Annotated in this window: 24 protein-coding genes; 9 read left to right on the top strand and 15 right to left on the bottom strand. The window is 73.6% G+C overall.

Annotated elements, in window-relative coordinates; translation table 11 throughout:
• Positions 1 to 43: 43 nt before the first annotated feature.
• Both V7S47_RS03465 and V7S47_RS03460 read right to left on the bottom strand, forming a co-directional pair.
• The gene (locus tag V7S47_RS03465) at positions 44 to 832 is read right to left on the bottom strand and encodes an ABC transporter permease (RefSeq protein WP_336560269.1); all 789 of its coding nucleotides are present in this window, start codon (positions 830 to 832) and stop codon (positions 44 to 46) included.
• The gene (locus tag V7S47_RS03460) at positions 829 to 1,743 is read right to left on the bottom strand and encodes an ABC transporter ATP-binding protein (RefSeq protein WP_336560268.1); all 915 of its coding nucleotides are present in this window, start codon (positions 1,741 to 1,743) and stop codon (positions 829 to 831) included. The genes V7S47_RS03465 and V7S47_RS03460 overlap by 4 nt, the downstream gene beginning before the upstream one ends.
• A gap of 132 nt (positions 1,744 to 1,875) precedes the next feature.
• Between V7S47_RS03460 and V7S47_RS03455 the strand changes: the two genes are divergently transcribed.
• On the top strand, positions 1,876 to 3,030 hold the full coding sequence (locus V7S47_RS03455; RefSeq protein ID WP_336560267.1) for a sensor histidine kinase: 1,155 nt from the start codon (positions 1,876 to 1,878) through the stop codon (positions 3,028 to 3,030).
• Positions 3,027 to 3,692 (top strand): response regulator transcription factor, encoded by a 666-nt coding sequence (locus V7S47_RS03450; protein ID WP_336560266.1) that lies wholly within the window; start codon positions 3,027 to 3,029, stop codon positions 3,690 to 3,692. Before V7S47_RS03455 ends, V7S47_RS03450 begins: the two co-directional genes overlap by 4 nt.
• Positions 3,693 to 3,893: 201 nt before the next feature.
• Here V7S47_RS03450 and V7S47_RS03445 read toward each other — a convergent pair whose 3' ends face one another.
• The 4 genes from V7S47_RS03445 to V7S47_RS03430 all read right to left on the bottom strand — a co-directional run bounded on the left by V7S47_RS03445 (position 3,894) and on the right by V7S47_RS03430 (position 8,530).
• A complete protein-coding gene (locus V7S47_RS03445; protein WP_336560265.1) occupies positions 3,894 to 5,651 on the bottom strand; it encodes an ABC transporter ATP-binding protein in 1,758 nt (585 codons plus the stop codon).
• Positions 5,648 to 7,306: an ABC transporter ATP-binding protein gene (locus V7S47_RS03440; protein WP_336560264.1), complete on the bottom strand. Its 1,659-nt coding sequence runs from the start codon at positions 7,304 to 7,306 to the stop codon at positions 5,648 to 5,650. Before V7S47_RS03440 ends, V7S47_RS03445 begins: the two co-directional genes overlap by 4 nt.
• Before the next feature lie 32 nt (positions 7,307 to 7,338).
• Positions 7,339 to 8,112 carry an MBL fold metallo-hydrolase gene (locus tag V7S47_RS03435; RefSeq protein WP_336560263.1) on the bottom strand — a complete coding sequence of 258 codons (774 nt, stop codon included), beginning with the start codon at positions 8,110 to 8,112 and terminating at the stop codon, positions 7,339 to 7,341.
• A 67-nt stretch (positions 8,113 to 8,179) separates the two neighbouring features.
• A complete protein-coding gene (locus V7S47_RS03430) occupies positions 8,180 to 8,530 on the bottom strand; it encodes a winged helix-turn-helix transcriptional regulator (protein ID WP_244509215.1) in 351 nt (116 codons plus the stop codon).
• Between the two features lie 110 nt (positions 8,531 to 8,640).
• Between V7S47_RS03430 and V7S47_RS03425 the strand changes: the two genes are divergently transcribed.
• From V7S47_RS03425 to V7S47_RS03415, 3 genes are all read left to right on the top strand, one after another.
• Complete coding sequence (locus V7S47_RS03425; protein ID WP_336560262.1) at positions 8,641 to 9,498, top strand: SDR family oxidoreductase; 858 nt, start codon at positions 8,641 to 8,643, stop codon at positions 9,496 to 9,498.
• 28 nt (positions 9,499 to 9,526) lie between these two features.
• The gene (locus V7S47_RS03420; protein ID WP_336560261.1) at positions 9,527 to 10,558 is read left to right on the top strand and encodes an alkaline phosphatase family protein; all 1,032 of its coding nucleotides are present in this window, start codon (positions 9,527 to 9,529) and stop codon (positions 10,556 to 10,558) included.
• A 75-nt stretch (positions 10,559 to 10,633) separates the two neighbouring features.
• Positions 10,634 to 12,271: a sensor histidine kinase gene (locus tag V7S47_RS03415; protein WP_336560260.1), complete on the top strand. Its 1,638-nt coding sequence runs from the start codon at positions 10,634 to 10,636 to the stop codon at positions 12,269 to 12,271.
• Here the strand turns inward: V7S47_RS03415 and dtd are convergent.
• The 9 genes from dtd to clpS all read right to left on the bottom strand — a co-directional run bounded on the left by dtd (position 12,240) and on the right by clpS (position 17,727).
• On the bottom strand, positions 12,240 to 12,674 hold the full coding sequence (gene dtd / locus V7S47_RS03410) for a D-aminoacyl-tRNA deacylase (RefSeq protein WP_336560259.1): 435 nt from the start codon (positions 12,672 to 12,674) through the stop codon (positions 12,240 to 12,242). The genes V7S47_RS03415 and dtd overlap by 32 nt on opposite strands.
• Positions 12,675 to 12,678: 4 nt before the next feature.
• Positions 12,679 to 13,788, bottom strand: a complete 1,110-nt coding sequence (locus tag V7S47_RS03405) for a DUF3152 domain-containing protein (RefSeq protein ID WP_336560258.1) — start codon at positions 13,786 to 13,788, stop codon at positions 12,679 to 12,681.
• Positions 13,779 to 14,726 (bottom strand): PLP-dependent cysteine synthase family protein, encoded by a 948-nt coding sequence (locus tag V7S47_RS03400; protein WP_336560257.1) that lies wholly within the window; start codon positions 14,724 to 14,726, stop codon positions 13,779 to 13,781. Before V7S47_RS03400 ends, V7S47_RS03405 begins: the two co-directional genes overlap by 10 nt.
• A 106-nt stretch (positions 14,727 to 14,832) precedes the next feature.
• A complete protein-coding gene (locus V7S47_RS03395) occupies positions 14,833 to 15,393 on the bottom strand; it encodes an NYN domain-containing protein (RefSeq protein ID WP_336560256.1) in 561 nt (186 codons plus the stop codon).
• A 9-nt stretch (positions 15,394 to 15,402) separates the two neighbouring features.
• Complete coding sequence (locus V7S47_RS03390) at positions 15,403 to 15,681, bottom strand: MoaD/ThiS family protein (protein WP_090850404.1); 279 nt, start codon at positions 15,679 to 15,681, stop codon at positions 15,403 to 15,405.
• 25 nt (positions 15,682 to 15,706) lie between these two features.
• Positions 15,707 to 16,141 carry a M67 family metallopeptidase gene (locus V7S47_RS03385; RefSeq protein WP_336560255.1) on the bottom strand — a complete coding sequence of 145 codons (435 nt, stop codon included), beginning with the start codon at positions 16,139 to 16,141 and terminating at the stop codon, positions 15,707 to 15,709.
• Positions 16,142 to 16,184: 43 nt separating this feature from the next.
• Entirely contained in the window at positions 16,185 to 16,652 is a 468-nt protein-coding gene (locus V7S47_RS03380; RefSeq protein ID WP_336560254.1) for an NUDIX hydrolase, read from the bottom strand.
• Positions 16,653 to 16,838: 186 nt separating this feature from the next.
• Positions 16,839 to 17,426: a DUF2017 domain-containing protein gene (locus V7S47_RS03375; RefSeq protein ID WP_336560253.1), complete on the bottom strand. Its 588-nt coding sequence runs from the start codon at positions 17,424 to 17,426 to the stop codon at positions 16,839 to 16,841.
• A gap of 7 nt (positions 17,427 to 17,433) precedes the next feature.
• On the bottom strand, positions 17,434 to 17,727 hold the full coding sequence (gene clpS, locus V7S47_RS03370) for an ATP-dependent Clp protease adapter ClpS (RefSeq protein WP_090850396.1): 294 nt from the start codon (positions 17,725 to 17,727) through the stop codon (positions 17,434 to 17,436).
• 25 nt (positions 17,728 to 17,752) lie between these two features.
• Here clpS and V7S47_RS03365 point away from each other — a divergent pair, with 25 nt between their 5' ends.
• From V7S47_RS03365 to V7S47_RS03350, 4 genes are read left to right on the top strand one after another with little or no spacing between them, the layout of a single operon-like run.
• Positions 17,753 to 19,039, top strand: coding sequence for a nicotinate phosphoribosyltransferase (locus tag V7S47_RS03365; protein ID WP_336560252.1), 1,287 nt, complete (start codon positions 17,753 to 17,755; stop codon positions 19,037 to 19,039).
• Positions 19,040 to 19,077: 38 nt separating this feature from the next.
• Positions 19,078 to 20,223, top strand: coding sequence for an AI-2E family transporter (locus V7S47_RS03360; RefSeq protein WP_336560251.1), 1,146 nt, complete (start codon positions 19,078 to 19,080; stop codon positions 20,221 to 20,223).
• A complete protein-coding gene (locus tag V7S47_RS03355; protein ID WP_336560250.1) occupies positions 20,220 to 20,795 on the top strand; it encodes an isochorismatase family protein in 576 nt (191 codons plus the stop codon). The genes V7S47_RS03360 and V7S47_RS03355 overlap by 4 nt, the downstream gene beginning before the upstream one ends.
• Positions 20,788 to 21,549, top strand: coding sequence for an enoyl-CoA hydratase-related protein (locus V7S47_RS03350; protein ID WP_336560249.1), 762 nt, complete (start codon positions 20,788 to 20,790; stop codon positions 21,547 to 21,549). Before V7S47_RS03355 ends, V7S47_RS03350 begins: the two co-directional genes overlap by 8 nt.
• Positions 21,550 to 21,656: the final 107 nt, after the last annotated feature.

The following is a 21,656-nucleotide window of genomic DNA, read 5'->3' as shown; positions in this document are numbered from 1 at the left end:
CTGCCGCCACGGGGTGTCGTGTCGGACAACCCTGGGTGAAGGGTTACTTGAATTCGATCCGCAGCAGCCGGCGGATGCCGAGCACCAGCGGGACGACCAGCCAGATGAAGCCGCTGGTCGCGATCTGCGCCCACTCCTCGCCGGTCGGCGTGTAGTCGCCCTGGAACAGCGGCGTCTGCGCGGTGTTGAACTCGATCCACGGCGCCAGGTCGTTGAACCAGTCGCTGAGGGCGGAGAGGATCCCGACCGCGGTCGGGAGGATGAGCGTGTAGGCGAAGTAGCCGACGATCGCGGCCGGGGTGTTCATCAGCAGGGTGGCGATGGCGAACCCGATCAGCACCGACACCACGGCGGAGAGGATGAAGCCGTTGAAGACGAGGTTGCCGTCGACGCCCCACTCGTCGCCACGCCCGATCAGCATGCCGACGGCGGCCATCACGGCCGACAGCACCATCACGGCGACCGCGAGCACCAGGCCCGCGAGGAACTTGGCCAGCACCACCCGCGGGCGCCGCGGCTCCAGCGTGAAGGTCACCAGCCCGTTGCGCTGGCTGGCCTCGCTGGTGACCAGCATGATGATGAGGATCGGCAGGAAGTAGCCGAGCACGGCGCCCGCGATGCCGAGGTGGTTCTCGAAGGTGCGGTCCTGGTCGGAGGCGGCGAACGCGAAGATGACCTCGACCGCGAGCACCAGGGCGACGATCGAGACGGCGAACCAGAAGCCGGCCCGGGTGTCGAGCGCCTTGCGGACCTCGACCTTGACCAGACGGCTGAGCGGCACCTTCTCGGTGCCGGCGAGGTCGATGTGGCCGGGCGCGGTGGTGGTGCTCATGCCGGGGCTCCTTCCGGGAGCGTCTCGCGCTGGGTGTCGGAGGTGAGCTGGAGGAACAGGTCCTCCAGGCCGCCGTCGCCCGAGCGGAGGTCGGTGAGGACGATCTGCTGCTCGGCGGCGACCCGGCCGACCTCGACCGGCGCAACCTCGACCTTGAGCCCCTCGCCCGCCGGCGTCACCGCGAAGCCCTTGGCCTGCAGGGCCTGGGCCAGCTGGTCGTTGGTCAGCGAGGTGACCAGGGTGGAGGTGGTGGTGCTGCCGGCGAGCAGCTGCTGCTTGTTGCCCTGGGCCACGATCTTGCCGCGGCCGATCAGGATCATCTCGTCGGCGATGATCTCGACCTCGTGCAGCAGGTGGCTGGAGAGCAGCACCGTGCCGCCGCGGTCGGCGTACCCCTTCAGCAGGCCGCGCATCCAGCGGATGCCGGCCGGGTCGAGGCCGTTGGCGGGCTCGTCGAGGATCAGCACCGACGGGTCGCCGAGCAGGGCGTGGGCGATGCCGAGGCGCTGCTTCATACCGAGCGAGTAGTTGCGCAGCCGGCGCTTGGCCTCGTTGTCGGACAGCGAGACCAGGGCGAGCATCTCGTCGACGCGCGACGCCGGCAGGCCCATCGTCTGGGCGCCGAGGGTGAGGATCTCGCGGCCGGTGCGGCCGGCGTGCTGGGCCGAGGCGTCGAGCAGGACGCCGACGTGGCGTCCGGGGTTGGGGATGTCTGAGTAGAGGTGGCCACCGATGGTGACGCGACCTCGGGTCGGGGGCGTGAGCCCCACCATGACGCGCATGGTGGTCGTCTTGCCGGCACCGTTGGGACCGAGGAATCCGGTGACCCGTCCGGGCTGGCAGACGAAGCTCACGTCGTCGACGGCGGTGAACGCGCCGTACGTCCGGGTGAGTCCTTCGACGTTGATCATGACCCCACCCTGCCCGAGTCCGTCCGCCCCACGCATCGGACGCGCGGCCATCCCGACCCCCTACCTAGGGAGGGGGCGTACGACGACCGCGGGCGACTGCGCCCGCGAGAGCCCGGGGCCTAGCCTGAGCCGGTGGACCGGCCGACCCCTGAGGAGTACCAGCCGCCGCTGTCGCCGTGGGGGCACACCTGGCGGCTGGTCGCGATGCTGGCCATCAGCGCCCTCATCTGGGCCACGGTCCTGGACGACCAGTCCGAGGCGCTCTGGGCCGTCGACGTGGCCCTGGGGATCGCGTCGTACGTGCTGGTGTTCTTCCGGCGCCGCTGGCCCGTCGCCGTCGCCTTCGGGACCAACCTGCTCGGCACCTTCTCCGCCATCGCCGCCGGACCCGCCTCGCTCGCGCTGGTGTCGCTGTCGACCCGACGGGTCTGGCGCCACATCATCCCGCTCGCGGTCGCCTCGTTCGTGTCCGCGCAGGTGTTCGCGGTCATCAACCCTCCGGAGGGCAGCGAGCCGTGGTGGCTCACGGCGTCGACGAACCTGGTCTTCATCGCCGCCGTCACCGCCTGGGGCATGTACCTCGGCTCGCGCCGTGAGCTGATCTGGACCCTGCGCAACCGCGCCGAGCGCGCGGAGGCCGAGCAGGAGCTGCGCTCCACGCACGCCCGGGACAGCGAGCGGGCCCGGATCGCCCGCGAGATGCACGACGTGCTGGCCCACCGGATCTCCCAGATCTCGATGCACGCCGGTGCCCTGGCCTTCCGCGAGGACCTCGGCCCGGCGGAGATGCGCGCCAGCGCCGGCGTCATCCAGCAGACGGCCAACGAGGCGCTGACCGACCTGCGTGGCGTGCTCGGGGTGCTCCGCGACCGCGAGACCGGTGAGCTCCTGCACACCCCGCAGCCGACGTACGCCGACCTCGCGGAGCTCATCGAGGCGGCCAGGGCGACCGGCGCCCGGATCGAGTACGACGACCTGATCGCCTGCACCGAGGAGGTCCCCGACTCGGTCGGGCGGACCCTCTACCGGATCGTCCAGGAGGGCATCACCAACGCCGGCAAGCACGCTCCCGGAGCGCTGCTCACCATCCAGGTGAGCGGCTCGCCCGACGACGGCGTCGACATCATGCTTCGCAACCCGGTCGGCTTCGGCCCGACCCGTACGCCGGGGTCCGGGCTGGGGCTGGTCGGGCTGGCCGAGCGGGCCGAGCTGCGCGGCGGCCACCTCTCGCACGGACGCGACGGGTCGACGTTCGTCCTGCACGCGTGGATACCGTGGGCCTCGTGAGCATCCGTGTCCTGGTCGTCGACGACGACCCGCTCGTCCGGTCCGCGCTCGGCCTGATGCTCGGTGGTCAGCCCGACGTCGAGGTGGTCGGCGAGGCGGCCAACGGCCGTGAGGGCCTGGCCCTGGCGGGGTCGCTGCGCCCCGACGTGGTGCTGATGGACATCCGGATGCCCGTCCTCGACGGACTGACGGCGACCCGGGAGCTGCACCGGATCCCCCAGCTCCAATCCCAGCCCCCGCACGTGATCGTGCTGACGACCTTCGACGCCGACGACCACGTGGTCGAGGCGCTGGGTGCCGGCGCGGACGGCTTCCTCCTCAAGGACACCCCGCCCGGCCAGATCCTCGACGCGATCCGCGCGGTCGCCGCGGGCGACCCGATGCTCTCCCCGTCGGTCACCCGCACCCTCATCGAGCGGCTGCGCAGCGGTCCCGACAGCGGCCGGGTCGCCGCGGCCGAGGGTCGGCTCGCGCTGCTCACCGACCGCGAGCGCGACGTCGCCCTCGCGGTCGGCCGGGGGCTCAGCAACGCCGAGATCGCCGGCGAGCTGCACCTGTCGGTGCCGACGGTGAAGGCGCACGTGTCCCGGCTCTTCGACAAGCTGATGGTCACCAATCGGGTCCAGATCGCGATCTGCGTGCACGACGCCGGGCTGGTCTGAGAGGGCCTGTCCCCGACGCCGCAGTCGGCTCGGCGCGGCGGTGAGCTGTCCACCCTCAGTGGTGGCCGACCGGTGGCCGACCCACCGCCCGCACGGCGTGTCGCCGAGATTCGCCGGGGCGGTGATGAGCTGACCACCGAACCACGCCGCGGAACGGTGGACAGCTCACCGCTCCCCGGGGCCCCGCGGCCCGGGTGCCGCCTAGCCCGTCGGGCTCTCCCACGCCGCCCACAGCTCGGCGTACCGTCCACCGGCGGCGACCAGTTCCTCGTGCGAGCCGGACTCGACGACGCGGCCGTGGTCCAGGACCAGGACCAGGTCCGAGCGCTGGGCCTGGCTGAGCCGGTGGGCGACGACGAGGGCGGCGCGACCGCGAGTGACGGCATCGGCGGCGGTGTCGAGCTCGCGGGCGCCGAGCGAGCCGGCCTCGGCGGTGGCCTCGTCGAGGACGACGACCGCCGGATCGACCAGGAGGACCCGGGCCAGGGCCAGCTGCTGCGCCTGGGCGGGAGTCAGGGTGCGACCGTCCTCGCCGACCAGGGTGTCGAGGCCCTCGGGCAGCGCCGCGACCCAGCCCGCAGCGGCCACGGCGACCAGGGCCTCGTGCAGCTCCTCGTCGGAGGGGTCGTCGACGGCGGCCAGGCGCAGGTTGTCGCGCAGGGTGCCGGCGAAGACGTGCACCTCCTGGCTGACCAGGCCGACCTGCCGCCGCAGCAGCGCCGGGTCGAGGGTGCCCAGGTCGACCGACCCGAGGCGCACCGACCCCCTCGTCGGCGGCAGCACCCCGGCGGCGACCGCGGCCAGGGTGGTCTTGCCGGCGCCGCTGGCGCCCACCAGGGCCACCCGCCGGCCGGGCTCGACCAGCAGGTCGACCCCGTCGAGCACCGGGCGGTCGGGCAGGTAGTGGTGACCGATCCCCCGCAGCACCAGCGTGCCGCCGGCCGGCTCCGCCGGCACGTCGTACGACGGCGCGGGGAGCGCGGCGACCCCCACCAACCGGGTCAGGGACGCCGCGGTGACCTGCAGGTCGTCGAAGAGGAAGAGGAGCACGCCGATCGGGTTGAACAGCCGGTGGAAGAAGAGCGCGGCGGTGGTCACCTCGCCGACGCTGACCGCACCGCTGTCCACGCCGAGGAAGCCGACCCCGAGGATCGCGATCAGCCCGACACACTCCGTGCGGTTGGTGCGACCGCCGAAGCGACCGTAGAGGTGGAAGACGTCGAGCGAGATCCGCACGGTGTCCGCGGACCGGGCGTCGACCTCGGCCGCGGCCGGCTCCTCGATCCGGAACGAGCGCAGCGTCGGCAGCCCCCGCAGCGCGCTCACCAGGGCTTGGGCGCGCTCGCCGGTGGCGACCCGCTCGCGGGCGTAGTAGGGCGCGGAGCGCGGGAGGTACCAACGCAGGGCGTGCACGTAGAACGGCAGGGTGACCAGCCCGGCCAGCCCGAGCCGCCAGTCCAGGGTGAAGAGGCCGCCGACGGTCAGCAGGATGGTGGTCAGCGAGGCCAGGACCATCGGCACGAACTGGCTCACGGCGCGCGCGACGACCCGGGCGTCGTCACCGACGCGGGAGAGCAGGTCGCCCGAGCCGGAGGCCTCGACCCGCGCCGCGTCGAGGGTCAGCGCTCGGGCGAGCACCTGCTGGCGCAGCGTGGCCAGCGCCGGCTCGACGGCGCGGGCCAGCAGGTCGGCCGAGCCCGCGGCGAGCAGGCCGCCGAGCACGGCGGCGCCGGCGATCAGCCAGAACGCCGTGGTCAGCGCGTCGTCGACGCCCGGGCCGCCCTCCAGGAGGCGGTCGACCAGCCGGCCGAGGACGTACGGCGCGAGCAGGCCGGTCGCCGAGGCGGCCAGGAACGCGGCGACGGCCGCCCCGAGCACGACCGGCCGGCGCAGCATCAGCCGCAGCAGGTGGCCCGCGGACTCGCGGGCGGTGGCGACGGGAAGCAGGTCGCGGCTCACCGCAGCACCGCCGTCCGGTACGACGCGTCCTCGGCCAGCAGGCCGGCGTGCGTGCCGGTCACCGTCGTCCCGTCAGCGGCGACGTGCACGACCCGGTCGGCGGCGGCGAGCAGCGCGGGGCTGCTGGTCAGCACCACGGCGATGCCCTCGCCCGGCAGCGCGGCGCGCAGACCGTGGGCGATGTCGTGCTCGGTCACCGCGTCGACCGCGGTGGTCGGGTCCTGCAGGACGAGCACCGGCGGCCGGGCGGCGAGCGCGCGGGCCAGGGCCAGCCGCTGCCGCTGGCCACCGGACAGCGAGGTCCCGCCGGCGGCCACGGCGCGGTCCAGGCCGTCGGGGTCGAGGTCGACGACGTCGTCCAGCGCGGACGCGGTCAGGACCGTGGGCCAGTCCGGCTCGCCGTGGGTCAGGACGTTGGAGCGCAGGGTGCCCTCGAAGACGTCGACGTGGTGGCGGACCACCAGCACGTGGGCCCGCCGGGCGTTGAGGCCGACCGCGTCGAGCTCGACCTCGCCGACCCGCACCCCCGGCGCCGGCAGCACCCCGGCCAGCTCGTCGAGCAGCCGGTCCCCGACCGCGGGGTCCTCCAGCAGGACGCCGACCAGCTCGCCGGGCGAGGCCCGCAACAGCCCGGGCACCTCCAGCGGGCCGGCGGGCACGCAGGAGGCTCCGGAGTCGGCGACGGCGTACGGCTCGGCGAGCACCTCGACCACCCGGCGCCCGGAGGCCCAGCAGGTGGCGGTGTGGGCCGCGACCTCGCCGAGGGTGCTGAGCGGCTCGGCCAGGAACTGCGCGAGGCCGACCACGGCGATGAACTGGCCGATGGTGATGTCGCCGTCGAGCGCGCGGTGCCCGGCGAGCAGCGCCACCGCGGCCAGGAAGACGCCGCTGAGCGCGGTCGTCGTCCCGGACATCAGCCCGGTCGAGCGGGCGGCCAGGATGCCTGCACCGACCGCGCGGTCGCTGGCCTCGTCGTAGGTCCGGGCGGCCGCGGCCTCGCCGCCGACGCCCTTCAGGACCCGCAGGCCCGCGACCAGGTCGGCGGCCAGGCCGCTGGCCCGGGCGATCCTGCTCTGCTGCTCCCCCGCGTGCCGCGACAGCCGGGGGGCCAGCAGCTGCACGGCCCCCAGCACCAGCGGCACGCCCAGCAGCACGACGAGCCCGAGCAGCAGGTCGACGCGGAGCAGGTAGACCGCCGCGACGGCGATCGAGCCGACGGCCGCGCACGCGAAGCCGGCCATCCGGACCACCTCGGCGGCCAGCTCGGCGTCGGAGGTCGCCACCGAGAGGGTCTCCCCGGGCAGCCGCTTGCGGGTCGTGCCGCGCGGGTCGAGGACGCGTCGTACGACCTCGCCACGCAGCAGATGGCTCTCGTGCTGCACCGTCGCGAACCCGGCCCGCGACCCGTAGCGGTAGCCCGAGGACAGCACCAGGAACAGCCCGGCCAGCCCGGCGAACCACCACAGCAGGTGGCTCCCGTCGCCGGTCGCGACGGCGTCGTCGACGACCAGGCCGATGATCACCGGGACCAGCGCCTCGCAGATCTGCCAGGTGCACAGCAGCAGGATGCTGCGGCTCACCAACCCGCGGTGGCGGCGCACCGTCCGGCGGTAGAGCGCGGCCGTGGAGCGGGGTACGACGGTCTCACCAGGCACGACGGGTGAGGCTAACCTCACTACGGCCGCCCTCAGGTCTGCGGGGCGGCGTGCAGCTCGTACGACGCGCCCGCGCGGGCCAGCTCGGCCGGGCCGTCGTAGCGCCGCCGCGCCTCGTCCAGCGCGACCTGCGGGTCGTGCCACGGCGGGACGTGGGTCAGCACCAGCCGACGCACGCCCTCGCGGGCGGCGAGGTCGCCCGCGTCGACACCGGTGAGGTGCAGGTTCGGCGGGTTGTCGTCGCCCTCGCGGAAGGACGCCTCGGCGAGCATCAGGTCGGCGCCGGACGCGACCAGGTCGAGACCCGCGCACGGGCCGGTGTCGCCGCTGTAGCCGACGACGACGCCGTCGACCGCGACCCGCAGCGCGTACGCCGGCACCGGGTGGTCGACCGCGACCGGCTGCACCGAGAACGGGCCGATCTCGATCGGGCCGTCCCACTCGCGGAAGTCGAACTCCTCGTGCATGCCGGGCTCGGGCGGCAGGTCGTAGGCGCGGGCCATCCGGTCCGCCGTGCCGACCGGGCCCCAGACCGGGATCCGCGGCTGCGGGCCGGACGGGTGGTACTTGCGCAGCACGTAGTAGCCCGCCAGGTCGAGGCAGTGGTCGGCGTGCAGGTGGCTCAGCAGCACCGCGTCGATCGAGAGCGGGTCGGCGTACCGGTGCAGCGCGCCGAGGGCGCCGCTGCCGAGGTCGAGCAGGATCCGCCAGGTGCGCCCGTCATGCTCGGCCTCCAGCAGGTAGCAACTCGCGGGCGAGTCCGGTCCGGGATAGGAGCCGGAGCAGCCGACGACGGTGAGGCGCACGGAGCAACGTTAGGCGAACGCCGGTGTGCGCGCACGACGTCGCGATCTAGGTCACGCGTGCCGGTCGTCACTCGAGGATCTGGTCGGCGTGCTCGGCGATCCAGGTCATCAGCGGGACGAGCCGCTCGACCAGCCCCTGGCCGAGCGGCGTGAGGGAGTACTCCACGTGCGGGGGTACGACGGGCCGCGCGTGCCGCAGCACCAGCCCGTCCTGCTCGAGCATCCGCAGGGTCTGGGCGAGCATCTTCTCGCTGACCCCCTCGGCCCGGCGCCGCAGCTCGCTCCACCGCAGGGGCTCGCCGTCCGAGAGCGCGGCCAGCACCAGCGGCGACCACTTGCTCATCACGTGGTCGAGGACGACCCGGGTCGGGCAGCCCTGGGTGAAGGCCTGGTCGGGGAACGCGGACGCGATGCTCACCCGAGGGATAGTACCGCACTTCAAAGTGGGTACTAACTTTTCGGAAGTATCCGGCGGCGCCGTCCGTTGGGCCGGGTGTTCGCACCTGATCCCACCGAAAGGCACGCACCATGACCGTCCTCGTCACCGGCACCTCCGGCCACCTCGGCCGCCTCACCGTCCTCGCGCTCCTCGAGCGCGGCGTCCCCGCCGGCGAGATCGTGGCCACCGCCCGCGACCTCGACAAGATCGCCGACCTGGCCGACCTCGGGGTGCAGACCCGCCGGGCCGACTACACCGACCCCGACTCGCTCGACGCGGCCTTCGCCGGCGTGGACCGGGCCGTCCTGGTCTCCTCCAACGCCGTCGGCTCCCGGGTCGACGACCACCGCAACGTGGTGGACGCGGCGGCGCGCGCCGACGTGGGCCTGCTCGGCTACACCAGCATCCTGCGGGCCGACACCAGCGACCTGCTGCTGGCCGCCGACCACCGCGAGACCGAGGACCTGATCAAGGCCAGCGGCGTGCCGTTCACCTTCCTGCGCAACGGCTGGTACCTGGAGAACTACACCGAGAACACCGCCCCTGCGCTGGCCACCGGACAGGTCATCGGGTCGGCCGGCGAGGGTCGGGTCAGCGCCGCCGCGCGCGCCGACTTCGCGGCCGCGGCGGCCGCCGTCCTGGCCGGCGGGGAGCACGCGGGCGCGGTCTACGAGCTCGCCGGCGACGAGGCCTTCACGATGGCCGAGTACGCCGCCGCGCTGGGCTCCGCCACCGGCCAGGAGATCGGCTACACCGACCTGCCGGTCGAGGAGTACGCCGGCATCCTCACCTCCGCCGGCGTGCCCGCGGGCTTCGCCCAGGTGCTCGCCGACTCCGACCGTGGCATCGCGGCCGGGGCGCTCGAGGACCGCAGCGGCGACCTGTCCCGGCTGATCGGCCGGCCCACCACGCCGCTGGCCGACGCGCTGCGCGGCATCGCGTCCTGACCCGGAGGACCGCGCGTACGGTGGGTCGATGCGATCGCCCGCCGCACTCGTCCTGACCGCCACCCTCGCCCTCGCGGGCGGGGCGGCGGTCCCCGGCCCCGCCACCGCCGCCCCGGACCGCGCCCACACCGGCCCGGCCCCGGCCGCCGCACCGCTGGCGTCCGGCGCTCGGGTCCTGGCCGTCTCCGTCGACGGTCTGAACCCCGCGGCGCTGCGGCGGCTCGGTCCCGAGCGCACCCCGGCGCTGCACCGGCTGCTGGCCGAGGGGGCGGGGACCCTCAACGCGCGCTCGTCGCGGGAGCTGACGATCACCCTGCCGAACCACACCTCGATGGTCACGGGGCGGCGCATCGACCGGCGTACGGGTGGCCACGGCGTGACCTGGAACGACGACCTGCGCCGCCGCACCGTCCACGGCGCGGCCGGCGAGCGGGTCTCCTCGGTGTTCACCGTCGTCGCCCGAGCCGGCGGCGAGTCGGCCGTGCTGGCCGGCAAGACCAAGTTCAGCCTCTTCGACCGGTCCTGGCCGGCGGCCGTCGACCGGACCACGATCGACGCGGACCCGGTGAAGCTGCTCCGGGCTGCGCGGGCCGAGCTGGTCCGCGGCGACCGCGAGCTGGTCTTCCTGCACCTGGCCCTGCCCGACGTCGCCGGCCACGCCTCCGGGTTCATGGGCCGGCGCTACCTCGACGCGGTCGCCCGCACCGACCGGATCCTCGGCCGACTGCTGCGCACGGTCGACGCCCGGCCCGAGCTCGCCGAGGCCCTCAGCCTCGTGCTTACCGCCGACCACGGCGGCCGCGGGGCGAACCACGCGGACCGCACGCGGCCGGCCAACTACCGGGTCCCGTTCGTGGTCTGGGGCCGCGGGGTGGAGCCCGGCGACCTCTACGCGATGAACCCGCAGCGCCAGGACCCGGGAACCGGACGACCGTCGTACGGCGCGGCGCGGCAACCGGTCCGCAACGGCGACCTGGCCAACGTGGTGACCGGCCTGCTCGGCCTGCCGGCCGTGCCCGGCAGCGAGTTCGACGACGGCCACGACCTCGTGGTGCGGTGATCCGCACCCGTTGATCCCCAGAGCCTGCACATCCTAGGGTCAGGACCGGAAGTCCTCCTCGGGAAGGCCAGCTCGATGGCGCTCACGCAGCAGCAACCGGAGTCCGTGCGGATCGGCCTGTCCGCCCAGCGCTTCTTCGCCGTCAGCTCCGTCGTCGTCGCCATCTGCGTCGTCGTGGGGGTGCCCGCCGCGCGGACCGCGCCGACCTTCTGGGCGGGCTGGGCGCTCGTCGTCCTGGCCACGGTGCTCCTGGAGGGCCTGCACCGGCTCCGCGCTCCCGAGGCCTGGTCGGCGCTGGTGCCCGTCCTCGACATGCTGGCGGTCGCGCTGCTGCGTGCCGAGCTGATGCCGACGATGGCCGGCCTCGCCGTCCTGGTCGTCGTCCCCGCCCTGTGGCTCGGGGTCGCTCACGGTCGCGCCGGGATCGTCGTGGCCGGCCTGGGCGGCCTCGTCGTCTTCACCCTGCCGGTGCTGGGCTCGACCGAGGCCTTGAGCACCGCCGCGAACGTCGGCCGGTTCCTCCTCCAGCAGCTGCAGACCGCGGGGCTGGCGTTCTTCGGGCACCGGGCCGCCACCGAGCTCCGCCACCGCCGACACCGGCTGGACGACGAGCTGCGCGCCGCGCGCCGGCGCGAGCTGATCGGCCGGGCGGTCCTGCAGGGCGTCGGCTCCGGCGTGATCGTGTACGACGCCGCCGGCCGGCTGCTGGCGGCCAACGAGCTGGCCCGCGCGATCAGTGAGAACGGGGGCTACGACCTGGCCCGCCCCGATCTCCCGGGCCGTCGGGTCTGGCAGCAGGACGGCGTCGACCCCGTGCCTCCCGACCGGCAGGTCCTCGGTCGCGCGACGGGTGAGGAGCACGTGCCCGACACCCTGGAGTGGCTCGGACCGGCGCACGACCTCACCCCCGTCGGGTGGAACGCCCGGCGGATGCACGACCAGGACGGCTCCGTCCTCGGCACCGTCGTCGTCTGCCACGACCTGACGACCTCGTTCCGGGCCCGCCGCAGCCAGGAGCAGTTCCTCGGCACCGTCACCCACGAGCTGCGCACCCCGCTCACCTCGATCATCGGGTACGTCGACGTCGCCGAGTCCCTGGCCCCGCCCGAGAACGCCCTGCTGCGTCGCTCGATGGCGGCGATCCGGCGCAACTCCGAGGAGCTGAGCGAGCGGGTCGCCCACCTCCTGAGCACCGCCGACTCCCGACCCGAGCTCCGTGAGGAGGAGGTCGACCTCGGCGACCTCGTCGCCTCGCTGGCCGGTCGCTGGCAGCGACGCTGCGCCGACCTCGGCGTCCGCCTCCACTGCTCCTTCGACGACGACGTGCCGGCCGCGGTCGATCCCCACCAGGTGGCCCGCGTGGTCGACGCACTGTTGTCCAACGCCGCCAAGTTCACCCCGCCCGGCGGCGACGTCCGGCTGCGGGTCGTCCAGGACGGACGGACCGCCGCCCTGGTCGTCTCCGACACCGGCATCGGCATGGCGCCGGCCGACCTGGACCGCGCGTTCGACCGGTTCCAGCGCGGCGACGCCGCCCGGGTCGGTGCCGTCCAGGGCCTCGGCCTCGGGCTCGGGCTGGTGAAGCGGATCGTCGAGGCGCACCGCGGCACCGTGACGATGCACAGCGAGGCCCGGGTCGGCACCACGGTGACGGCGCGCTTCCCGCTGGCGGTCGGGTCCCTCAGGCCGGAGGCGACTCCAGCACCAGCGTGACCGGACCGTCGTTGACCGACTCCACCTGCATGTCGGCGCCGAAGACCCCTTGCTCGACCCGGGCGCCGAGGCGCGTCAGCTCGGCGCAGAAGGCGTCGTACAGAGGCTCGCTCACGGGGCGCGGGGCGGCTTGCTGCCAGGTGGGCCGTCGGCCCTTGCGGGCGTCGGCGTAGAGCGTGAACTGGCTGACCGCCAGCACCGGGGCGCCCTCGTCGGAGGCGGACCGCTCGTCGCGGAGGATCCGCAGCTCCCAGGTCTTGCGGGCCAGCCAGGCCACCTGGGCGGGCCCGTCGTCGTGGGTCACGCCGACGTAGACCAGCAGCCCGGGCTCCTCGATCGCCCCGACCACCTCGCCGGCCACGAGCACGCGGGCGCTGCGCACCCGCTGGACCACCGCACGCACGACGTCAGCGGGCCCGGGCCAGCTCGGAGCCGGTCGGGAACGGGTTGAAGCGGCAGCCGTCGAGCCCCTTGGACTGCTGCATCATCACCGGGGCCGGCCGGCCGCGACCGGGACAGCCCGCGTGGCCAAAGCCGAGCCAGTGCCCGGTCTCGTGGTTGACGACCATGTGGCGGTAGTCGCGCAGCGACCCGCGGGCGTCGTTCCAGGCCGGCGAGGCGTGCTGCCACCGGGTCTGGTTGATGACGACGTAGCGGCCGACCCGACAGCTCCACTGGACGCTGCAGACCGACGAGAAGCCGGGCACGCGGCTCGCCTCGGCGAGCACCACGGTGAAGCGGCCGCCGTCCTTGACGCGCCGGAACCGGACGCCGGCGCCCCGCCAGCCGCGGGGGTCGTCGTACGTCTGCTGGACCAGGCGGCGGAACGTCCGCAGGCTCGCGGTGATCCGGCCCCGGGTCTCGACGTGGTAGGTCACCGTCCGGCGTAGGTCGACCCGGTGCGCGACCCGGCCGCGCGCGCGGGAGGTCGCCGTCGCCCAGTCGTGCCCGGGCGCCCGGACGGTGACGCGGACCCGCAGCCGGTGGCCGACGTCGCGCGGGGAGACGGCGTGCCGCCGCCGGGTCTCGCCCCTGATCGGGCGACCGTCGCGCAGCCACTGGTAGCGCACCCGGGTCGGACGGACCGACCAGCGGCCGATGTCGGCCCGGACGGTGCGCCCGAAGCGGAGGGTGCCGACGACGGCGGGCCGCGTGCGATGGCGGATCGTCGCCCGGGCCACGGGCGTCGTCGCGGCCGAGGTGGCGGCCGCGCTGCCCGAGCCGTCGGTCGCGGTGACCGTGACGGCGACCCGCGTGCCGAGGTCGTCCAGGCCGAGCCGGTAGCGGCGCTCGGTCGCGCCGGCGATCGGCGCCCCGTCGCGCCGCCACTGGTAGGCGTACACCGTCGGCGCCGGCGTCCACGAACCGACCCCGGCGACCAGGACCTCGTCGTACGTCGGGTCGCCGGTGACCACGGGCGGCGCGGTGGCGACCGGGACGGCCGCCGCAGGGGCTGCGGGGAGGACCGCCCCCGCCACGGCGAGGACGACGGCGACCAGCAGGACCCTCAGGCCCACAGCTGCCCTTCGAGCCGGTCCTCGGCCTCGTCGACGGTGCCCTCGTAGGCGCCGGTGGAGAGGTACTTCCAGCCGCCGTCGCAGACCACGAAGGCGATGTCGGCGCTCTCGCCCGCCTTCACGGCCTTGGCGGCCTGACCCAGGGCGGCGTGCAGGATCGCGCCGGTCGACACCCCGGCGAAGATGCCCTCGAGCTCGAGCAGTTCGCGCACCCGTCGTACGGCGTCGCGGGGTCCGACCGAGAAGCGGGCGTCGATCAGGTCGGCGTCGTACAGCTCGGGGACGAAGCCCTCGTCGAGGTTGCGCAGTCCGTAGACCAGCTCGCCGTACCGCGGCTCGGCGGCGACGATGCGCACCTCCGGCTTGGCCGCGCGGAAGAACCGGGAGACGCCCATCAGGGTGCCGGTGGTGCCGAGGCCGGCGACGAAGTGGGTGATCGACGGGAGGTCGGCGAGCAGCTCGGGGCCGGTGCCCTGCTCGTGGGCGAGGGCGTTGGCGGCGTTGCCGTACTGGTAGAGCATCACCCAGTCGGGGTGCTCCTCGGCGACCCGCTTGGCGACCCGGACGGCCTCGTTGGACCCGCCCGCGGCGGGCGAGGAGATGATCTCGGCGCCCCACATCCGCAGCAGCTGGCGACGCTCCTCGGAGGTGTTCTCCGGCATCACGCAGACGATCCGGTAGCCCTTCAGCTTGGCCGCCATGGCCAGCGAGATGCCGGTGTTGCCCGACGTCGGCTCCAGGATCGTGCACCCGGGCCGCAGGGTGCCGTCCTTCTCGGCCTCCTCGATCATCTTCAGGGCCGGGCGGTCCTTGATCGAGCCGGTCGGGTTGCGGTCCTCCAGCTTCGCCCACAGGCGTACGTCGGGGCTCGGGCTGAGCCGCGGCAGCCCCACCAGCGGCGTGCCGCCGACGGAGGCGAGCAGGTTGTCGAAGCGCATGGGTATCAGGATGCCATTCGTCGGTGGGCGGGCTACCGGTGGTCGAGCAGCGAAGGCGCGCAGCGCCTGAGCGCCCGTCGAGACCCCCGCACCCGAGAGGCAACCGTCACCGCAGGAACCGCTCGGGGTCGAACTCGGCGAGCGGGATGATCCGGACCCGCGGGAGCGGCTGGGTGAAGGCGTTGACGTCGTCCTCGAGGTCGTACATCGGGATGCCGAGGGCGGTGAGCTGGGTGCTCATGTACTCGCGCAGGCCGATCAGGCCGACCCGGCGGTGGCCGTCGATCAGCCCGGCGACCTGCTTGACGAAGTCGGCGTCGTGGCTGGCCAGCAGCACGTCGGCGTCGTCGTGGTCGACCAGCGCCTCCAGGGTGCGCTGGATGCCGACGTCGACGACCTTCTCGTCGGCCGAGCCGGCCAGCGGGATCGGCCGGTAGTCCATCGCCAGCAGGGCCTGCACGAACGAGTGCGGGAGGTTGCCGTGGGAGGCGTTGAGGAAGAAGAGCCCGGTGACGGGCTGCTGCAGCGCCTGGACGGCGAACTGCGTCACCCGCTCCCAGCGGGGCCGCTCGTCCGGCGTCGGCCGCCGACCGAGCAGGGAGTTGCCGAGCGTCGCGTCGATGTTCTCGCCGTCGACGAGGACGAAGGTACGACGCTCGGCGCTCACGCGATCAGCTCAGACCGCGCCGCCGGCGACGGCCGGCAGGACGACGACCTGGTCGCCGTCCTTCAGCGTCGCCTCGAGGCCACCGATGAAGCGCACGTCCTCGTCGTTGATGTAGACGTTGACGAACCGACGCAGGTCACCGTTGTCGATGAGGCGGTCCTTGATGCCGGGGTGACCGGCCTCGAGGTCGTCGATCAGGGCGCTGAGGCTGGCCCCGTCCGCGGTGACCGCCTTCTCGCCGCCGGTGTAGGTGCGCAGGATGGTGGGGATCCGGACCTCGATGGCCATGTCTGGTGCTCCTTGGTAGCTCTGCTCAGCGGGCGCTGAGCTCGGGGACGACGGTGACCTCTTCCTCGGTCACCTCGCCGTCGACGATTCTGTAGGACCTGAACTCCACGGGACCCTCGTTATTCCCGTGCTCACGCGTGCTGACCAGCACGTAGTGGGCGTTCGGCTCGCTCGCCAGGCCGATGTCCGTGCGGCTCGGGTACGCCTCGGTCGCGGTGTGGGAGTGGTAGACGACCACCGGCTCCTCGTCGTTCGCGTCCATCTCCTTGTAGAGCTGGAACAGGTCCGTGGAGTCGAACTCGTAGAACGTCGGGCTGCCGGCCGCGTTGACCATCTCGACGTACCGCTCGGGACGGTCGCTGCCCTCGGGGCCGGCGACGATGCCGCACGCCTCGTCGGGGTGGTCCCGCTTGGCGTGCGCGACGATGGCGTCGTAGGTCGCCTGGTCGAGGGTCAGCACCGCTCCAGACTAGGCGCAGCGCACGACCCGACGGGCACCGGTCTCAGACGGCGAAGCGGGGCGTGACCTCGCCCGAGAGCGCCGCCTCGATCCGAGAGCTCAGGAACTCGCTCATCGGCGGCAGGTCGTCGACCGGCCACCAGCGCACGTCGGTGTTCTCGTCGTCCGCGGCGTGCGGCTCGCCGGAGAGCCACGAGCAGGCGAAGGTGACGTCGAGGTAGACGCCGAGGTCGCCGTTCGCGTGGGTGATCTGCGGACTGGCGCTCACCGAGGCGAGCCGGTCGACGGAGATCTCGACGCCGGTCTCCTCCAGCGCCTCGCGCCGGGCGGCGACGCCGGGCTCCTCCCCCGGGTCGACGATGCCGGTGATCGGCGCCCACTGGCCGTTGTCGGCGCGCAGCGTCAGCAGCACCCGGTCCTCGTGCACGACGACGGCGGTCACCGCGGGGAGCCAGAGCTCGTGGGTGCCGACCAGCTTGCGGAGCTCGACGACGAACGGCGGGATCGGCATGCGCCCACCCTAGGGACCCCCACCACCCGCCGCACCACCCCGCCGACCCGTCACTTAATGCCCGCGATCCACGGTGTGTCGGGCCCGGATCGACGGTTCGCTGAGCGGACGGCGTCGTACCGCTGATCGAGCCGTCAGCCGCTGCCGGACACGCCGGAGAATCAGCACATTGAGTGACGGGTCGGCTCAGTCGCCCATCAGGGCCTGGACCAGGGTCTCCTGCAGCAACCCGACCCACTCGTAGATGTCGTGGATCTGGGCGCGCGGGTCGTCGTCGGGCAGCGAGTACCAGAACTCCTCGTCGCCCTCCTCGATCTCCAGGCGGGTGGCCAGCGCGAGCCGCAGGTCGGTGAAGGAGCGCATCCAGGCCTCGGCCTCCGCCTCCTCCAGCTCGACGTCGATCACCAGCCCGTCCTCGCTGAGCTCCGGCGGCAGGCCGGCCTCCTCGAGCCCGTCGATGATCGACACCGCCGCGGCCGCCTTGCCGTCGCGCAGCCCGCCCTCGGTGAAGCGCCGGAACTCCGAGGCCGCCTCCTCGTCGTGGGGGTACGCCGTCGGGAACAGCCGCGCGAGCACCGGGTCCTCCGGCTCGGTGGTCGGGCCGGAGAAGTCCATCAGCGCCTCGAACGGGTCGCGGTCGTCGTTCGGCACCGCCGCCTCGTTGCGCAGCAGCTCGACGAGCTGGGAGGCCAGCGTGCGCAGCAGGTCGGCCTCGAGTCCCGAGAACGTCGCGATGATCCGCTGGCTGCGCAGGTGGCGGTGGAATCCGCTCACGGACGCGTCACTCCTGCTTCTCCATCGTGGCCCAGAGGCCGTACTCGTGCATGGCCTGCACGTCGCGCTCCATCTCCTCGCGCGATCCCGTGCTGACGACGGACTTGCCGTCCTCGTGGACCTCCATCATCAGCTTCTCGGCCTTCTTCTTGTCATAGCCGAAGTACTTCTGGAAGACGTAGCTGACGTAGGACATCAGGTTGACCGGGTCGTTCCACACGATCGTCACCCACGGGTTGGCACGGAGGGTGATCTCGTCCGGGGTGAGGGTCGGCTCGACCTCGACGGGGGCGGAGGACACGCCACCATGTTGGCACACTGGGCACGTGTCGACCGCCAGCACCGCCCTCCTCACCGACCACTACGAGCTGACGATGCTCCAGGCCGCGCTCGGCTCGGGGACCGCCCGCCGCCGCTCGGTCTTCGAGCTCTTCCCGCGCCGGCTCCCCGAGGGCCGGCGGTACGGCGTGGTCGCGGGTGTCGGGCGTGCGCTCGATGCGATCGAGGCGTTCCGCTTCGACGCGGACGTGCTGGAGGTGCTGACCGACGTCGTCGACGCGCCCACCCGCGACTGGCTCGCGTCGTACCGGTTCTCGGGCGACGTGTGGGGCTACCCGGAGGGCGAGGTCTACCTGCCGCACTCCCCGCTGCTGGTCGTCGAGGCGAGCTTCGCCGAGGCGGTGCTGCTGGAGACCCTGCTGCTGTCGATCTACAACCACGACAGCGCGATCGCCTCGGCCGCCTCGCGGATGACCACCGCCGCCGGGGAGCGGCCCTGCATCGAGATGGGCTCGCGTCGTACCCACGAGGAGGCCGCGGTCGCGGCGGCGCGGGCGGCGTACGTCGCCGGCTTCGCGACGTCGTCCAACCTCGCCGCCCGGCAGCGGTACGGCGTCCCCACCGCCGGCACCAGCGCGCACAGCTTCACCCTGCTCCACGACACCGAGGCCGACGCGTTCCGCGCGCAGGTCTCGTCGCTGGGCCGCGGCACCACGCTGCTCGTCGACACCTACGACATCCGCGAGGCGGTCCGCCTCGGCGTCGAGGTCGCGGGCCCGGAGCTGGGCGCGGTCCGGCTGGACTCCGGCGACCTGGCCGTGCTCGCCCACGAGGTGCGCGCCGAGCTCGACGCCCTGGGCGCGACCGACACCCGGATCGTGGTGACCAGCGACCTCGACGAGCACGCCATCGCCGCGCTCGCCGCCGCACCGGTCGACGGGTACGGCGTCGGCACCCAGCTGGTCACCGGCAGCGGCCACCCGACCTGCGGGTTCGTCTACAAGCTGGTCGGCCGCGAGGGGGCCGACGGCTCGCTGGTGCCGGTCGCCAAGAAGAGCGTCGACAAGACCTCGGTCGGCGGGCGCAAGTGGGCGCTGCGGCGTCGTACGCCCGAGGGCGTGGCGGAGGCCGAGGTCGTCGGCATCGGCGCACCGCCCGAGGACGACGGCGACGACCGCGCGCTGCTGGTGCCGCTGGTCCGCGGCGGCGAGGTGGTCGGTCGCGAGTCGCTCGAGAAGGCCCGCGAGCGCCATCTCCTCGCCCGCGCCGAGCTGCCCGTCGCGGCCCAGCAGATGTCCAAGGGAGACCCGGTCATCCCGACTCTCTTCGCCTGAGGTCGCTCATCCAGACAGGTGACTGACAGGCTGGCCCGATGGACAGTCCCCAGCACCGGCCGGTCGACCTCGCGACCCCGACCCGCGGGGAGGTCCTCTCCCGCAGTCTCGTCACGGTCAGCACGTGGAGCGGCCGGTGGATCCTGCTCTTCGTCGGTGCCGTCCTCGTCGGCCTGGTGGTCCGCGAGGTCTGGTCGATCCTGCTGCCGGTGCTGTTCGCGCTGATCGTCACCACCGTGCTCGAGCCGCCGGCCCGCGCGCTGGAGTCGCGCCTGCGCCTGCCCCCCGCACTCGCCGCGGCCACGGTGCTGGTCGGGTCGCTCGCCGCGCTGATCGCGCTCGGGTTCGCGCTCGCCCCGCTGGTGGCCGGGCAGGCCGGCGACATCGTGGACGACGCCACCGCCGGGCTCCAGAAGCTGCAGGACTGGGTGCAGTCGAGCGACTTCGTCACCCGCGACCAGATCGACGCGGGCATCCAGGCGCTCCAGGACCGGATCTCCAGCAGCGGCGACCAGATCGCGGGCGGGGTGCTCACCGGCGTCGGGGCGGCCACGAACGCCGTGGTCACCACCGTGGTCACCCTGGTGCTGACCTTCCTCTTCCTCAAGGACGGCCGGAAGTTCCTGCCCTGGACCTCCCGGCTCGCCGGTGAGCGGGCCGGCGGCCACCTCGAGGCGGTGCTGGGCCGGTCGTGGGGCACCCTCGGCGGCTACATCCGGACCCAGGCGCTGGTCAGCCTCATCGACGCGGTGCTCATCGGCGCCGGCCTGCTGATCGTGGGCGTGCCGCTCGCCGTACCGCTCGCGATCCTGACGTTCATCGGCGGCTTCATCCCGATCGTCGGTGCCTTCGTCGCCGGCGGCGTCGCGGTCCTGGTCGCCCTGGTCTCCGAGGGGCCGACCGGAGCGCTGATCGTGCTCGGCATCGTGCTGGCCGTCCAGCAGATCGAGGGCAACGTGCTCTCCCCGTGGCTGCAGTCCAAGAGCATGCAGCTGCACCCCGTGGTGGTGCTGCTCTCGGTGACCCTCGGGGGCACGCTGTTCGGCATCATCGGCGCGTTCCTGGCCGTCCCGGCCGCGGCCGTCGCCGCGGTGGTGCTGCGCTACCTCGACGAGCAGGTCACGGCGGCCAGCACGCCGAGCGTCGAACCCTCGATCGTGCAACCCCCTAGTCTCGAGCCATGACGCGTGCGCTGATCGTCGTCGACGTCCAGAACGACTTCTGCGAGGGCGGGTCGCTGCCCGTCGCGGGCGGGGCCCAGGTCGCCCACGACGTGAACCGACTGGTCCACGAGTGGAAGGCGGGACGGCCGGGCGCTCCCGACTACGCGCACGTCGTCGCGACCAAGGACCACCACGTCGACCCGGGCGACCACTGGTCGACGGAGCCCGACTTCGTCGACTCCTGGCCGGTGCACTGCCGGGTCGGCACCGACGGCGAGGCGTTCCACCCCAACCTCGACCCCCAGCCGTTCGACGCCGTCTTCCTCAAGGGCGAGCACGCGGCGGCGTACTCCGGCTTCGAGGGCCGTACGACGGACGGCGTACCCCTGGCCGACTGGCTGCGGACCCACGGCATCAGCGACGTGGACGTGTGCGGCATCGCGACCGACCACTGCGTGCGGGCGACCGTCCTGGACGCGGTGCGCGAAGGTTTCGCGGTCCGGCTGCTGCCGGGTCTGTGCGCCGGCGTCGCGCCCGCGACCAGCGAGGCCGCCATGACCGAGATGATCGACGCGGGGGCCGGCGTTGCCTGACCTCGAGGTCGAGCTCGCCGACGGGGTGCTGCGGTTGCGCCTCAACCGGCCGGAGGTGTTCAACGCCTTCTCGACCGAGATGGCCCTGGGCTTCGCCTCGGAGCTGGAGGCGGCCCACCACCGCGACGACGTGCGCGTGGTCGTGCTGAGCGGCGCCGGACCGGCGTTCTCGGCGGGGGCCGACATCTCCGGCGGCGGGGGCTTCGACGCCGACACCATGCCGACCGCCAACCGGATGGTCCGGGCCGTCGTGGCCTGCGACAAGCCGGTGCTGGCGGCGGTCGACGGCGTGGCCGCGGGCATCGGCTGCTCGCTCGCCCTGGCTGCCGACCTCCAGGTCGCCGGGCCGTCCGCGTCGTTCCTGCTGGCCTTCACCCGGGTCGGCCTGATGCCCGACGGCGGGTCGTCGGCGACCGTGGCCGCCGCGGTGGGCCGGGCCCGCGCGATGCGGATGGCCCTGCTGGCCGAGCCGCTCAGCGCCGCCGAGGCGTACGACGCCGGGCTGGTCTCCCACCTCGCCCCCGACGACGGCTTCGACGCCCTGGTCGAGAAGGTCGCCGGGCGGCTCGCCGCCGGTCCCCCGCTGTCCTACGCCGCCACCAAGCGCGCCGTGAACGCCGCCACCCTGGCCGGCCTGGAGGCCGCCCTCGACCGCGAGCAGACCGGGCAGGAGCTGCTGTTCCGCACCGCCGACGTCGCCGAGGGCGTCGCCGCGTTCGTGGAGCGCCGTCGGCCGACCTTCCGGGGACGCTAGCCGAGGGGCACTCCCCGGGGGCGAACGGGACATCGATCCCCCCGGAGGGCCGCTCCCGCAACCTGTTCGCCCCCGGGGAGCGCCCTCTGCTCGGGAGCTCGCCCCCT

It is taken from the genome of Nocardioides sp. CCNWLW216 (assembly GCF_037120545.1).
Lineage (GTDB): Bacteria > Actinomycetota > Actinomycetes > Propionibacteriales > Nocardioidaceae > Nocardioides > Nocardioides lianchengensis.
This window is presented reverse-complemented; position numbering and strand designations above follow the sequence as displayed.

What these genes read in the sequence shown, in the direction of transcription:
- V7S47_RS03465 (WP_336560269.1), bottom strand. Translation starts at nt 832, where the DNA reads ATGAGCACCACCACCGCGCCCGGCCACATCGACCTCGCCGGCACCGAG.
- V7S47_RS03460 (WP_336560268.1), bottom strand. Translation starts at nt 1,743, where the DNA reads ATGATCAACGTCGAAGGACTCACCCGGACGTACGGCGCGTTCACCGCC.
- V7S47_RS03425 (WP_336560262.1), top strand. Translation starts at nt 8,641, where the DNA reads ATGACCGTCCTCGTCACCGGCACCTCCGGCCACCTCGGCCGCCTCACC.
- V7S47_RS03420 (WP_336560261.1), top strand. Translation starts at nt 9,527, where the DNA reads ATGCGATCGCCCGCCGCACTCGTCCTGACCGCCACCCTCGCCCTCGCG.
- V7S47_RS03415 (WP_336560260.1), top strand. Translation starts at nt 10,634, where the DNA reads ATGGCGCTCACGCAGCAGCAACCGGAGTCCGTGCGGATCGGCCTGTCC.
- V7S47_RS03400 (WP_336560257.1), bottom strand. Translation starts at nt 14,726, where the DNA reads ATGCGCTTCGACAACCTGCTCGCCTCCGTCGGCGGCACGCCGCTGGTG.
- V7S47_RS03390 (WP_090850404.1), bottom strand. Translation starts at nt 15,681, where the DNA reads ATGGCCATCGAGGTCCGGATCCCCACCATCCTGCGCACCTACACCGGC.
- V7S47_RS03380 (WP_336560254.1), bottom strand. Translation starts at nt 16,652, where the DNA reads ATGCCGATCCCGCCGTTCGTCGTCGAGCTCCGCAAGCTGGTCGGCACC.
- V7S47_RS03360 (WP_336560251.1), top strand. Translation starts at nt 19,078, where the DNA reads ATGGACAGTCCCCAGCACCGGCCGGTCGACCTCGCGACCCCGACCCGC.
- V7S47_RS03355 (WP_336560250.1), top strand. Translation starts at nt 20,220, where the DNA reads ATGACGCGTGCGCTGATCGTCGTCGACGTCCAGAACGACTTCTGCGAG.